Origin of the sequence: Pseudovibrio exalbescens DSM 16456 (assembly GCF_000422785.1) — a bacterium.
Taxonomy (GTDB): Bacteria; Pseudomonadota; Alphaproteobacteria; order Rhizobiales; family Stappiaceae; genus Pseudovibrio; species Pseudovibrio exalbescens.
Map to the genome: position 1 here is coordinate 23893 of NZ_AUGS01000019.1, position 13904 is coordinate 37796.

The following is a 13904-nucleotide window of genomic DNA, read 5'->3' on the forward strand; positions in this document are numbered from 1 at the left end:
GTTTTCCCGACTTGGGGTGAGTGATTGGCGTTGAAACGGCTTTGTCATCTCGTCAAGCCGCTCAACACTTGCAAGAAATTTGATCCAGAACGGGTTGGCATTGCTCGGGCTGACCGCCACAACAGTCTTCCATCAAAAATGCGAGCAACTCGCGCATGCCCTCCATGTTGGCATGATAGCGGATCGCCCGGCCTTCGCGCGTGGATCGGACCATGCCCGCAGAAGCAAGTATGGCCAAATTGTTGGACAACGTATTTGGGCGAATATCCAAACGGCTCGCTATGTCGCCAGCAATCATGCCCTTGGGTCCCGCTTTTACGAGCACCCGAAAAACAGCCAAGCGTTGTTCATGGGCGAGCGATGATAGTGATGATATGGCTTCTCTTGTTTCCATATTTCATGAAATATGGAAATTATTAGTTTGTGTCAAGAGGTATCACGGACGCTGTGCCTGCGAAGACGCTGCAGCCATCTCTTCCTCCATCTCCACTTGCCGTGAATGGCCAGCGGAAATGAAAGTGTACATGACCGGAAGAACGAACAGTGTGAACAGGGTGCCAATGGAGAGCCCCGAAACAATTACCAAACCGATATTGAACCGAGATGCCGCACCAGCGCCGCTGGCAACAAGAAGAGGCACCAAACCGGCAATCATGGCAGCAACAGTCATTAAAATGGGCCGCAACCGCACCCGTGCAGCTTCTATGATTGCATCCGTTTTCGATGCCCCATTCTCGATCTGTTCATTTTTGGCCATCTCACACATCAAGATGCCGTGTTTCGAAATGAGCCCCACCAATGTGATGAGCCCCACCTGAGAATAAATGTTCAATGATGTTTCGCCAGACACATGAGACCACCCAAGAGCTATCAAGGCGCCACTGATTGCAAGCGGGACGGTAAACATGATTACCAAAGGGTCCCGCAAACTTTCAAACTGACTTGCCAACACCAAAAAGATGACGGCCAAGGCCAACCCCAGCGTGATGTAAAGCGCATTACCTTCCTCCACGAACTGACGAGATTCACCCATAAAAGCATAGTTGAACCCACGTGGCAGATCCGTTTGCGCTGCAGTTTCAAAAAACGCGATCGCCTCGCTCATGGCCACATTGGGAGCGGGAACGGCTGAAATGGTGATCGAATTCAACTGATTGTAATGGGGTAGGGACTTTGGCTGGCCAGATACATCGTAGGATACAAGGCTGGAGAGCGGTACCGCCGAGCCATCTTGCGCTGTGACATAGAACTGATTGATTTGGTCTGGATTGGCGCGAAATTGCCTTTCGGTTTCCGGAATAACTTCATAGGAACGTCCGTCCAGATTGACGCGGTTGATGTAACCTCCACTCATCAGGCTACCCAAGGTCGTGCCTATAGCCTGCATGGTCACGCCATATGCACCCGCCGCGTCTCTGTCGATCGTCAAGCTGGCGGAGCCAGCATCGTATTTCAGGTCAACATCAGCATAAACGAATAGGGGGCTGGCCTTGGCTTTCTCCAAGATGGCGGTGCCGACCCGCGAGATACTCTCAAAATCAGTGGGGCTGGTAATCACAAACTGGATCGGCAATCCGCTGGATGCACCTGGCAAGGAGGGCATTTGGTAGGCTGTCGCGGTAATTCCCGGTATTTCCTTGGCCTGAGCGTTGACCTTCTGCGAGATCTCCTTTTGGCTGAGTTCGCGATCACTCCACGGGATCAACGGACCAATCGCCATTCCCTGATTGCTGGTTGGCACACCTATCATTGCCAAAGAAGCAGCAGCCTGAGGCTGTTTGGAGATTATGTCCGCGACCAGAGACATGTTGGCTTCGATGTAATCGTTATTTGCTGATGACGGTGCCGTACCAATGACAACAACAACCCCTTGATCCTCATCCGGGGCCAGCTGCGAGGGCAAGAAACTGAAGATTACCGGCAGCGAAACCAAAACAATTCCGGCAAAGGCAAGCACAATACGCCTGTGCCCCAATACTGCAAGGAGGGTCGAATGATAGCCATTGCTCACCCTCTCCAAGGTGCGATCAACGAGTGCTTGAAAACGGCTGGGCTCGCTTTGTGGTTTCAGAAGCTTGGAGCACATCATTGGCGATAGGGTCAGCGCCACAAAACCGGAAATCACAACGGATCCGGCAAGGGTCAATGCGAACTCCTTGAAGAGGGCGCCCGTAATGCCGCCCATCAAGGCAATCGGCGTGTAAACAGCAGCAAGCGTAATCGTCATGGAAATAACAGGAACAGCTATTTCCCGCGTCGCCACAATCGCAGCCGTAAACGGCTTCAGACCCTTTTTTATGTGGCGGTCAACGTTTTCGACCACCACAATCGCGTCATCCACCACCAGCCCAATTGCAAGGACCATCGCCAACAGTGTCATCAGGTTGAGTGAAAACCCGAAGGCTTGCATGACGGCAATAACGCCGACAAGCGAAAGCGGTATCGTCACAATGGGGATGATCACCGAGCGAAAGGACGCCATGAACAACATGATCACGACAATCACGATGGCTGCCGCCTCGCCAATGGTAACAACCACTTCGCGAATGGAATCTTCAATGGCAACAGTTGAATCGTAAAGAATGCTACCCTGTATGGAGGGTGGTAGGCTCTCCTGAACACCCGCAAACACCGAGCGCAGACCTTCGGCAACTTCGAGAGGATTTGAATTTGGCGTATTGTTGATGGCTGTGATCACGGCCTGACGCCCGTTGGCCAAAGCGCGCGTATCATCATCACTCCTGTCGAGCGAAACTTCCGCCACATCCTGAAGCCGCACGACCTGACCGTTTTCGCTTTTGATGACCAGTCGTTTGAGGCCTGCAACATCGCTTACCTGACTGTCAATGCTGCTTTCCAGAACAGTCAGAAAGCTATTGAACTCACCAATGGCAGATTGATAGTTGTTTTGCTGCAGAATCGAGACCAAATCATCGGTCGAGATATCGTATTGGCCCAGTTTTTCCGGATTCGGCCAGATCCGGAGAGCAAATGGCGAACCTCCAAGCAGATCGATATTTGAAACCCCGTTCACAGTGGAGAGCTGCGGATTTACCACGCGGTCGATGTAGTCAGTGATTTGGCTCGAGTTCAGCGTCTCGCTGAAAAACGACATGTACATCAGAGAGGTTGTGGACCCGGTTGAGGAGGTCACGGATGGGTTGTAGGCAGCATCCGGCAAGTCGTTCGTGACCGAGTTGATTTGCGACAACACATTGGCGAGCGCGTCTTCCGGGCTGGTATCCAGCATCATGTTCAAGGTTATGATGGAGTTGCCCAACTCGCTGGACGAGGTCATGAAATCCAGGCGATCGACCTGTGCCAGAGCTTGCTCCAACGGCTGCGTGATCGCGCCTTCAACCAGAGACGGATCTGCCCCCGGATAGGGGGTTGTGACCGTTATCACGGTATTGGTCATCTTTGGGTATTGCCGGACCTCAAGAGACCCCATGGCATTCAGCCCGAAGAGAAAAACGATAATGCTGAGCGAGGCCGCCATGACGGGCCTCTTTATGAATATGTCCGTAAAAAACATAACCCAGACTCCCTAAAGCTGCGGCATCTTGGCAGGTACCGAGACCGGGTCGTCCACGACCTTGACGGCTGCGTTATTGGACAGGTTCTGCGTGCCACTGGTCACAACGGTATCGCCGAACTTCAGGTCACCTTTGATCAGCGCTTGATTGCCTTCTCGCTCTACAACATTGACAGTAACCTGGCGGACCTTGGACTGGCCGTCCTTGCTTTCGACCAGATAAACAGAATCTCCATAAAGCGCATAAACTACTGCTGTCTGAGGCAAGACCACCTGCTTCTGAAGACTTTCAAGTTTCACCGATACGTTCGCAAACATACCGCCGCGCAATGAACGGTCATCGTTGGGCACTTCTGCCTGTACCGTCACCAAACCGGTTGAGTTGCTGACAACCGGTTCAATTGCATTGATCTTTCCGCCAAAGGTGCGTCCAGGATAACTCACAACGGTGAGCTCGATACCCTGTCCCACCGAGATCTTGCTCAGATCTGCCTGTTCCACGCTGAAGCGCACTCGCATGACGGACAGGTCATCAAGACGCACGATGTTGTCACCAGCTTGAACAAATTGACCCAGATCCACATTGCGTATGCCAAGCCGTCCACTAAAGGGCGCCTTGATCTCTCGCTGAGCGATTTCGGCTTGTAGCGTGCCAATCCGTGCTTTCAGCGCATCAAGATCCGACTTGGCATCCTGCATGCTGCGCTGGGTTCCCGTGCCGTCCTGATAAAGGGTGAGTTGGCGATTGTAGTTCGCCTCAACCGATGGCACCTGAACCTGCTGAACTTTCAACTCCGCCTGCTGAACCGAGCTGTCGAGCTCCACCAGAACCTTGCCCTTTTTCGTAGTGTCGCCATTCTCGAAGTTGATCGCCGTAACCGTTCCCGACACCTCGGTAGAAACGTTGACGCCCTGATTTGGCTCAATGAATCCAATCGCTTTTATGGACTGCGACCAGGTTTTGGGTTCCAGTTTTGTGGTCGTCACCGGATAGGTCGGTTGGGGCAGGTCAGCCAGCGCCCTCTCTATCTTCTGATTGACGAAAATGTTGAAGCCGATAACGGTTCCGAACGCCAGTACGGCGATCACCAACATTCCAGCGATCCATCGATACATGTTTTTCGTCTCCGTGGCAGATGGGGTAGGCTCGAGTATGTGTTTGGAACGACGATTTCTTTCTGATTTTTCTGGCGTCCGTCTTGGTTCACAACGACGTAAGCGATTGCAAACACGTCGCCCTGCACCCTGAGGCCACCAAACACTACCTCTGCTTACTTAAGGTCACTTTAATGGCATAGAGACAGTATTAAAGTGTTGGGAGGAGGGACGCTTTATCCCGAATGCCGATTATTGTAGGGGCCATGCATTGACGCCAAACGGTTTCATCACTGAGTGAATTGTCACAAGCCAGCTCTTCTCATCGCGCTTAAGCGTTTGCATTCCGCAAAATACTTACTATCGTAAGGGAATTCTTACCTCTGCAACCTTCCAGCTATCTCAAATAAGATCAACTGACCTTTGAAAGAGCGATCATGCGTTTGCCTCCAATTCCGTTTTTAGCGGCGGCCCTTTTTTGGGGCCTCACCTTGAGCGTCCACTCCGACACTTTGCAGCCATTGGTCGCCTTGCCAAATCCCGACCAGCCACCATCCGAGACCGTTTTATTGCCTGTTTCGCAGGAACGCGTACTCAAGGCTGTTGGCACCTTGGATGAACTGGCTCAAAACATGTTGGAAAAAAGCGGCATTCCGGGGCTGGCAATAAGCGTCGTTTACAAGGGGGAGAAGATTTATGCCGAAGGCTTTGGGAAGCGGGCGGCAGGTTCAGAGAAGAAGGTCGATCCTGATACCGTGTTCCTGCTTGCCTCACTCTCAAAACCGGTGGGTGCAACCGTAGTCGCAACGCAAGTTGAGAAGGGGAGAATAGGCTGGGACAGCCCGGTTCGCGAATTTCTTCCGTGGTTTGATATGGGCACCCCTTGGGTCAGCGATCAAGTAACGGTTGGAGATCTTTACTCCCACAAGTCAGGACTACCCGATCACGCAGGAGATGATCTTGAGGATCTTGGGTATGATCGGCGCACAATCCTTGAACGCTTGGCACTTCTACCCAAACACAGTTTTCGCACCCACTATGCTTACACAAATTTCGGTCTCACAGCAGCTGCCGAAGCAGTAGCAGTTTCAGCAGGAACCGATTGGGCCAGCTTGGCAGACCAGACGATTTATTCTCCACTCGGCATGACCTCAACCAGTTCGCGCCACGCTGACTATATGGCTCAAGAAAATCGAGCAGCCGGCCATATGAAAACTGACAGAGGTTACATCGTCACGGATTTACGCCAACCTGATGCACAAAGTCCGGCCGGCGGCGTAAGTTCTTCGGCCAATGACATGGCACTTTGGATGCAAATGGTTCTGAACGAGGGGATGGTAGGCGATAATAAAGTGCTGGAGAAGGCAGCCTTACTTCCAGCTGTCTCTCCTCAGACCATCATTGGCGGACCTCGATCGATGAACGCCCGCACCAGTACCTATGGGTATGGTTTTGGGTTGGACGTTCGACCTACCGGGCGCGTAAAACTCAGCCATTCGGGGGCGTTCACACTGGGGGCGTCCACGACACTGGCCCTGGTTCCCGATCTCGATCTTGGCATCGTCGTTCTCAGCAATGCCGCACCCAGCGGGGTACCAGAGGCAATTGCGGCCTCATTTCTCGATCGAGTAGAGCTTGGCATGGATAGTCGTGACTGGCTCTCAGGGTACAGCAAGATCATGGCTCAGCTTACGGCGCCAGTGGGCAGCCTTGTTGAACTCGAAAAGCCCAAAGACCCTGAACCGCCGCGTGCTACAAACGCCTATTTGGGGCACTATGAAAACGCTTATTTTGGCTCGGCCTATGTTGAGGTTGAGGAAGGCGATTTGGTTCTGCGTTTGGGCCCCAAGAACCAGGAACTGAAGATGAAGCACTGGAATGGAGATGTCTTCTCGGTTCAACCATTTTCTGAAAACCAACCAGCAGGGTCCAAATCGCAGGTAAGGTTCACGTGGGACGCAAACTCTGGCGAAGCAAGAATGGTCATAGAGCACCTGAATTCGGAGGGCTTGGGCGCGTTTGAGCGTATCCTGTAGCGCCCCACATCAGAAAGGGAAGGGCGGTCTTGAATAGCCGCCCTTTGGAGAGTCATGAGTGTTTGTCACCCAAAGGCTTATGACCTCGCTTGAACCTTCGCCAAGAACTCAGGGTGATCCAACCGCATGAATATCGATGGGACGTCAAGCGCGTCATCCGGAGTGCGATGTAAAAGCCCGTCTGGTCCGCCGCGTAGAACCGCAACATCCCATGGGTTCAAGAAGCGCCGCGCCGAAATGTCCTTTATGATCTTTTCATTGGGTTCGCCTCTTTTAAAAGCGCACATATCAATCGCGTGTTTCGGTAACCACTCGGTTCCACTCCCCGCATAGGTGACAAGCATTCTGAAGGGTACATTGTCCGTATGGTATCGGCGGCACCCACGACGAGACCCTAACCAAAAGCCGATATAGCTCGTGTCCAGTATCGTGCAGAAAAGCTCTGACAATTGCGCCATGTCAGAGAGCCAGAGCTTGAAGAAACCAGTAGATTTTGTCGTTTCCGAAACGTGGCTATCAATGAGGCCGCGAATATCCTGCAATGCAGACGCTCTGCTGATAGCTCCACCTACACTGAAGGGCGCTTTCAGCAATTGGTTGAAGAAAGCATCGGCACCATTGGGCACTTCTCTTTCATAGCGCGCCAACTGCTCCTTTCGTGCTTTGAAGTCCGAAAATCCTTCAAGCGTTGACGGTATGAAACAATGCTCTGGCGTTGGCATGACAATCACTCTTGCAATTCGATTTCGTTATATTATTACTTGTTATGTTATTACGTTTATAAATTCAAGCGAAGGATGACCACCACATGAGCGCAAGTGATGCCAGACTCCCTGTCACAGTTCTCTCGGGGTTCTTGGGCGCCGGCAAAACAACCCTCTTGAACCATATTCTAAACAATCGTCAGAACCGAAAGGTTGCGGTGATAGTCAACGACATGAGCGAGATAAATATCGACGCCGACCTGATTGACCGAGGCGGAGCCAACTTGTCGAGGACGGAGGAAAAGCTCGTCGAGATGAGCAACGGCTGCATCTGTTGCACTCTGCGTGAAGACCTATTGATGCAAGTCCGAGAGCTTGCGAGCGATGGTCGTTTCGACTACTTGCTCATTGAAAGCACCGGGATTTCGGAACCCCTTCCAGTCGCCACTACCTTCGAGTTTCGTGATGTGCAGGGTAATTCCCTTGCCGATCTTGCCCGTCTGGATACCATGGTCACCGTCGTGGATGGCGCAAGCCTTATCCAGAATTACAGTTCAACCGACTTTCTGAAAGATCATGGCGAAAGCCTTGGGGACCACGATGAACGCACACTGGTCGATCTTCTGGTAGACCAGATCGAGTTTGCAAATGTTGTTGTTCTGAACAAGACGGATCTATTGTCACCCCAAGAGTTGGACATCGTCCGCAGCATCATTCGCGGCTTGAATGCAAAGTGTAAACTCATCGAAACAACCATGTCCAAGGTACACTTGGATGATGTGCTCGATACGAGGTTGTTCGATCTGCAAGAAGCGCAAGACCACCCATTGTGGGCGCAGGAGTTGTATAACTTCACCGATCATATACCAGAGACCGAAGAGTACGGAATCTCAAGCTTTGTATATCGGACACGCGCGCCCTTTGATCCAGTGAAGTTGCATGCCTTCTTCAACAAGCCATGGTCAGGTGTCCTTCGTGCCAAGGGCTTCTTCTGGATTTCCACACGGCCGGACTATGTTGGAGAAATTTCTCAGGCCGGGGCATTCATACGTCATCAGGGCGTCGGCCGGTGGTGGGCATCGGTTCAACCAGATAAATGGCCCACAGATGGTGAGTTCGAGAAGCACTTGAAACGCAATTGGCATGCTGACTATGGCGACCGACGGCAGGAGATTGTGTTCATTGGCCTGACGAAAGATATGGATGAGGTCGCCATTCGAAAACAATTGGATGCTTGCCTCGTAGCAGAGTATCTGACCAATCCGAAACACCACCAATCTCAGGAAGACCCATTCCCCGTCTGGTTCCAGAGTGCTGCGTAACTCCCGAAAGCCGATCGGCAGAATTGCAGGCTGAACCACAAGAAAACAATCCTCTGCATCAAAAATGCCCGACCGACTTCATCATGACCGGTCGGGCACCAGCTCATCTTCGAGGGTATCGACTACGAGTCCGCAAGTCCGGCACGTAAGCTGCGCGCCAACACTTCAACTGGACGCACGATGGCGACAATGCACTCATCGTAAGTTCCTGCATTCTCCTTAGTCACGTCCATTAGTGCATCAATGGTGTCCTCGGTTATCTCATCACCGCTCTTGACTGTTTCAATGACAGCCAGAGCCGCTTCAGCCACCGCGACATGCCGTTCGGCGAGTTCAACACTTCCAACCGCAGAGACGTTACCTGCAAAGATATCTGCGCTGCGGCGAGCACTTTCCATAGCTTTTTGAAGGTGTTCATTGAGCGCAGAAAGCGCCTCTGGATTATCTGGTGTGTGAGCCAGTTGCTCCATAGTGCGCACTGCCAGACTTTCAACCGGAAGTGCGTCCGCAAAACGGTTCAATCTCTCCGACTGATTATAGAGCAAGCCCTTTGGCTCAGTTGCGTTGTATTTGGCCCAATTGCGCGCATAATACTGTGCGGGTTCTGCGTATTCGGCCAAAACCCTGAGTGGCTCCACATCCGCGCCATTGGCCAACCGAATAAGCTGTTTTTCGCGTCTGAGCGCATGTTCCAGACCAACCGAAACGGTCGCCCATTGGTCAACTTCTTGCATCCGGTCATACATGCTGTCGATATCGGTCAGGTCTTCAGATGACCATAAACGCTCCCCAACAGCATATGTGCGCGGCCAGATGCGGTTTTCCAATGTAAGGTCATTGTAGTTTTCAGCCCAAATCGCAGCTTCTCCACCAAGGATCAAGTCTTGTTGGTCCGCCGTGAGCGTGACCGGATACCCCCCACTTGGAGCAGGAACAGACGTGCCTTCCATTTGCGTGGAGGCGATCAACTCGCCACTGGATGGCCAGCGAACATTCCCAACCAGTTGATAGCTGTCAGCAGTAAACTGCCCATCCTCGATCCACAGATTGAACTCGGTGTAGGACATGAAGTTGTCAAAACCGCCGCGGAACCTCTTGTTCGGTTCATATTCGATTATATCTACTTCAGCGCGGGACTTGCCATTGTAATCAGTGAATGCGCGCGCATTGCCGTCTTCATCACGGATAATCGTCAAGGTACCTTTGCGTGGTCCGCCTTTGCCTCGCGGTTTGATCCAGCTGTAGCTTTCAAACTGCTCGCCTTCATGAACCTTATCGTCAACTGACAAACCCTGTGGCATTGGGTCGTTACGATAGTGGTAGCTGGTGGGCTGGGGCTGATCCATGTAAAACCCCGTCGACAACACACCCGCGTAACCCTGTTTGGCCGCCCGGCCCAAACTGTCGTGACCACGCCAGCTTTGAATTACGATCGACTTCGGTAGATCCTTGTGCCAGATCTCGTCCCATCCCATCATTTTCTTGCCGTGGTCTTCAAGGATCTTTTCAACCCGTGCATTCAGGTAGGATTGCAAGCCGCGTTCACCATCAAGCCCCTTATCCTTGATGAACTGCTGAATTTCCGGATTGTTCTTCCACTGGGCGTAATTCGGCTCATCTCCACCAATGTGGATATAGGCATCTGGGAATAAGTCCACGACTTCTGCAAAGACAGCTTCGAGGAACTTGTACAATTCAGGATTGGTTGGATTCATCAGTGGTTCGAACACACCCCACTGACGCTGCCGAGGGTATGCTTGCTCTCCGAGCCCCGCCATGAGTTCAGGATAGGCATGGGCAACCGCAGACGCATGTCCCGGTAGGGAAATTTCCGGGATAACCCGGACACCGCGCTGGCGCGCATACTCGACAATTTCACGGATCTGCTCTTTTGTGTAGTAGTCACCGTCCGAATTCAATTGCCAGAGTTTGGGGTAGCTTTCCAGCTCAATACGAATGGCTTGATCGTCCCACAAATGCCAATGGAACACATTCATTTTTGCCGAGGCGAAACCATCAATTTGCCGCTTGATTGTCTCTGGTGTGATGAAATGTCGGGCCGTATCCAGTGAGGCGCCGCGCCAAGGAAACCGAGGGGCGTCGCTAACATCTACTGATGGCATGTAATGCCCGGCCGCATCAGTTTGGATGAGTTGTAGAAACGTCTCTACACCTCGAATAGCTCCCAAAGGCCGATCAGCAGTCAGCTTGGCTTGTGTTCCGGCGACCACAAGTGAGTAGCTTTCATCACTGGCCAGCCCCTGAACGGATTGTTTTGGCCCTTCCTTGACAGAAATGACCAGTGTGGCTTCATCCTTTGAAGTTGCCCAAGGGGAGAGCAGGGGTAAGCCTGTTTGCATTTCTATGCGGTCTACTGTTCGCCGCGCCAATGCCTCAAGCCGCTCTGATGTATATCCTTCAAGAAAAATCTTGAAATCCTTGCCAATTGCAAGCCGCCCTTCTTGCAAGTTCACCTGCTGCGGGTAAGGCATGAGGGGTAAATCTATCGAAGGTGCCCCGGCCATTGCACTTGTGCTGAGTAACAGGCCCGCCACAGCGGCAGAAGCTATACGACAAATCATGAAACCATTTCTCCCGTTTCGGTTGTAAATGGAATGATTTGAAGGCTAATGAATTTTATTCAATACAAGTTTTTACGTAGATATTTCACAGGAAGCCGGGCTGATCTTCTCATCTGCGTATCCATGGTTTGTCCTTTGCAAAGCTCAGATTGGTGTTGGTCTGAACCAATCATTCAGTTTTGCTTGGCTTACCTTGAAGGATTCGAGCCCTTGGTATGAACCAGCGCCATACAGGTAGCGGCACCATTCAACATGATCCATCCAAGTCTCTGCAAAATCGAACAAATCACTCAGCCGGCAAAAACTTGTGTACGCGGCTTCATGACACATCAGAAAACCGAAAGATCAGCCCAATTTGGGCGCCGGTCGCAACGCTAATCGATTCAACTGAACTGAAGAATGGAGGGCGTGTGCTCAACACATTGACCCAACTTATCCGAAAGGCGGAGGCGAGGGAGGTCGTTTTCAACCTTCACAGCATCCAAATCCTGCTGCAAACACAGGTTGAAACGATGAACCTCGATTACCTGTCACCATTCCTGCAACCTAATTGAAAGCCGATGTTACAATGGGCTTGCAATTTCTCGGTATCTTCCTGTGTCCATCCTTCTGGATCAGTTACCTGAACCCATGGTCCGATATAATCGCGCGCATAATATGCGTGGCCATGGCCGGGTGGTGACCCAAACGACAGCGCCATGTCCAACGCCAACTGAAACTGCGTAACAACCGGCATGAAGAGAAGATGCTCCGACATATCTTCTGCGGGTGGTTCGCGCATCCAGGGCGGCGCGCGCCATAGCGAAGCGGGATCATAAAGGACAATTGGGTCACTTGAGTACTGTAGGAAAACAATACGTATGTCACCCCACGGCGCTGACGCGTCAGAAGCGTCAGCCCGATGAGAGGCATAGCGAATGATTCTGCCCTCTCCAATTTGCGGCAGAACCCATGGACTGCCTGCATTTCGTCGGTTCTGAACATAATTCCAGAATGCCGATGGAAACGGCGGCCCTGCCCAAAAGGCACCATCAATCGGGTCGTCCATGAACCGGAAAATATTGGTAGCGTACATCGAGGACCATGCACCAAGGCTCAGTCCGTGAACATAAAGGCGGGGCCGTTGGTCTGCGGGTAGTGTTTTCCAATAGCCATGAACCACGTCCTGCAACGCTGTTGCCTGTTCCAATCCCGTGCTTGTTTCCAAAATCAAAGCAAGAGGGGACTGAAGGTAGGAGTACTGCGCACCTACAGTCGCAATGTTTCCATTGTGCATGTACTCGACAGGATCGTGTGCACCGGGATCCATCCAGCCGGTCCCTGTAGGGCTGGCGATAATCAAGACCTCGCGATCGAACGCATTCAAACGCTTGAGCTCGGCCAATGCCAACTCTGCGCGTTCACGAGGCGTCTCTGCATTGGCACGCCCCACATACACACGGATCGGATCAAGAGCGGGACGACCGGTAAACGCTGCAATTGCCTCGGCATCAGGCCCAGAGGTGATAAAATCTCGCCCTGGCTCCCCAATGGCGTCCCATGCAACCAGAGAAGTTTCGCTTCCCGTCATCCTTGGATTATCAGGGGGCGGCGGCGCGTCTTCGAACAAAGCTTGAGCCACTTCGTAGCTCTCATCAAGCGCCGTAATTACCCAATCCCACAGGCCTTCACGAGTAACTATGAACAATGCCAATACAACGGTAATAACGCCTAAGACGTTTGCCCGCCTTGGAGGCATAATTCGATAAAACCACGCCCGGACCAACCGGAATAGTGAACCGATGAGGCGACCGAACACATAGGCGAGAATGAAAGTTGCTGCAGCCGAAATTAGAATACTTGGTAGATCGAGCGCCTCTGCCGGTTCCATGCCCATCTTCTGTCGCAGCTCGTTTTGCCAGGTAAGGCTAAAGCCCAGAGCCCAAAAGAAAAACACAAAAACCAAAACTGTAAGGATCCAGAAAATCACTTTCACCGGGCGCCCCGATAAATGCGGCATATCTGCTGCGCACCAGAGGAGCGCTATGATCATGCCAATTAGATATCCCAAGGCGGTGACAAGCCCGCCCAGAACACCCTGTTCAAGAGGGCCTCGCGGAATGAGCGACGGCGTCAAGGAAGCTGCAAAAAACAATAGCCCCAACAGAAAGCAGGGAGCGCAGAAATTACCGACTAACCAGGACCAAAGACCGCGTTTCATTCCTCAATCCTCTCGCTTGTGCCAATTCGACGGCGGATCGCTTTTGACGGTTTCCGCCCATGCGACCTCCTTTTCATTCGCTAGGCTACTCAATAAGGCCCACGGAAACTTAATGATTGGTCAATTTATACCAAACTGGCCAACCCATCCGGATCAACTGTACTATTGGCATCACGGGCGCCGTAAAAAACCTTCAAATTGCTTTCAGATTAGAAATGAAAAGCCATTAAACGATCTGAAAGAATTATTTAATATTCATTCCGAGTCCTGTGGTAATTACTATTTCGTAGTGTATCGCGAACAATAACCTATTTAAAAGGTTGACCGAAGACACGAAAGATAGCCGAAACTAAGCTCACCACCTCGGTCGTGCAGATCGATAGTTGACGGCACTTGATTTTTTTCCATAATATTGATTATGGGGCAATTC

The 13904-nt window shown here is 51.8% G+C and carries 9 protein-coding genes; 3 read left to right on the top strand and 6 right to left on the bottom strand.

The genetic code is table 11. The features are described from left to right. Positions 1–61: 61 nt before the first annotated feature. Genes G512_RS0112920 through G512_RS0112930 form a run of 3 tightly spaced genes read right to left on the bottom strand, consistent with a single transcriptional unit; the run spans position 62 to position 4651 of the window. Positions 62–394: an ArsR/SmtB family transcription factor gene (locus G512_RS0112920; RefSeq protein WP_028482090.1), complete on the bottom strand. Its 333-nt coding sequence runs from the start codon at positions 392–394 to the stop codon at positions 62–64. Between the two features lie 42 nt (positions 395–436). After that, complete coding sequence (locus tag G512_RS0112925) at positions 437–3535, bottom strand: efflux RND transporter permease subunit (protein WP_028482091.1); 3099 nt, start codon at positions 3533–3535, stop codon at positions 437–439. A 12-nt stretch (positions 3536–3547) separates the two neighbouring features. Continuing rightward, complete coding sequence (locus G512_RS0112930; RefSeq protein ID WP_028482092.1) at positions 3548–4651, bottom strand: efflux RND transporter periplasmic adaptor subunit; 1104 nt, start codon at positions 4649–4651, stop codon at positions 3548–3550. 416 nt (positions 4652–5067) lie between these two features. On the opposite strand from G512_RS0112930, the gene G512_RS21060 reads away from it, so the two are divergent. After that, positions 5068–6666, top strand: a complete 1599-nt coding sequence (locus G512_RS21060) for a serine hydrolase (protein ID WP_081657481.1) — start codon at positions 5068–5070, stop codon at positions 6664–6666. Between the two features lie 77 nt (positions 6667–6743). Here G512_RS21060 and G512_RS0112940 read toward each other — a convergent pair whose 3' ends face one another. Next, a complete protein-coding gene (locus G512_RS0112940) occupies positions 6744–7388 on the bottom strand; it encodes a DUF1826 domain-containing protein (protein WP_073833468.1) in 645 nt (214 codons plus the stop codon). Between the two features lie 86 nt (positions 7389–7474). On the opposite strand from G512_RS0112940, the gene G512_RS0112945 reads away from it, so the two are divergent. Next, complete coding sequence (locus G512_RS0112945) at positions 7475–8692, top strand: GTP-binding protein (protein WP_028482094.1); 1218 nt, start codon at positions 7475–7477, stop codon at positions 8690–8692. Positions 8693–8814: 122 nt separating this feature from the next. Here G512_RS0112945 and G512_RS0112950 read toward each other — a convergent pair whose 3' ends face one another. Both G512_RS0112950 and G512_RS0112960 read right to left on the bottom strand, forming a co-directional pair. Continuing rightward, positions 8815–11274 carry a family 20 glycosylhydrolase gene (locus tag G512_RS0112950; RefSeq protein ID WP_028482095.1) on the bottom strand — a complete coding sequence of 820 codons (2460 nt, stop codon included), beginning with the start codon at positions 11272–11274 and terminating at the stop codon, positions 8815–8817. 523 nt (positions 11275–11797) lie between these two features. After that, the gene (locus G512_RS0112960) at positions 11798–13474 is read right to left on the bottom strand and encodes an alpha/beta hydrolase (RefSeq protein ID WP_028482097.1); all 1677 of its coding nucleotides are present in this window, start codon (positions 13472–13474) and stop codon (positions 11798–11800) included. On the opposite strand from G512_RS0112960, the gene G512_RS22710 reads away from it, so the two are divergent. Next, a complete protein-coding gene (locus tag G512_RS22710) occupies positions 13374–13781 on the top strand; it encodes a hypothetical protein (protein WP_162143377.1) in 408 nt (135 codons plus the stop codon). The two genes, G512_RS0112960 and G512_RS22710, sit on opposite strands and share 101 nt — an antisense overlap. Positions 13782–13904: the final 123 nt, after the last annotated feature.

Coding starts and splice junctions, on each gene's coding strand:
- G512_RS0112920 (WP_028482090.1), bottom strand. CDS start 394: ATGGAAACAAGAGAAGCCATATCATCACTATCATCGCTCGCCCATGAA.
- G512_RS0112925 (WP_028482091.1), bottom strand. CDS start 3,535: ATGTTTTTTACGGACATATTCATAAAGAGGCCCGTCATGGCGGCCTCG.
- G512_RS0112930 (WP_028482092.1), bottom strand. CDS start 4,651: ATGTATCGATGGATCGCTGGAATGTTGGTGATCGCCGTACTGGCGTTC.
- G512_RS21060 (WP_081657481.1), top strand. CDS start 5,068: ATGCGTTTGCCTCCAATTCCGTTTTTAGCGGCGGCCCTTTTTTGGGGC.
- G512_RS0112940 (WP_073833468.1), bottom strand. CDS start 7,388: ATGCCAACGCCAGAGCATTGTTTCATACCGTCAACGCTTGAAGGATTT.
- G512_RS0112945 (WP_028482094.1), top strand. CDS start 7,475: ATGAGCGCAAGTGATGCCAGACTCCCTGTCACAGTTCTCTCGGGGTTC.
- G512_RS0112950 (WP_028482095.1), bottom strand. CDS start 11,274: ATGATTTGTCGTATAGCTTCTGCCGCTGTGGCGGGCCTGTTACTCAGC.
- G512_RS22710 (WP_162143377.1), top strand. CDS start 13,374: ATGAGCGACGGCGTCAAGGAAGCTGCAAAAAACAATAGCCCCAACAGA.
- G512_RS0112960 (WP_028482097.1), bottom strand. CDS start 13,474: ATGAAACGCGGTCTTTGGTCCTGGTTAGTCGGTAATTTCTGCGCTCCC.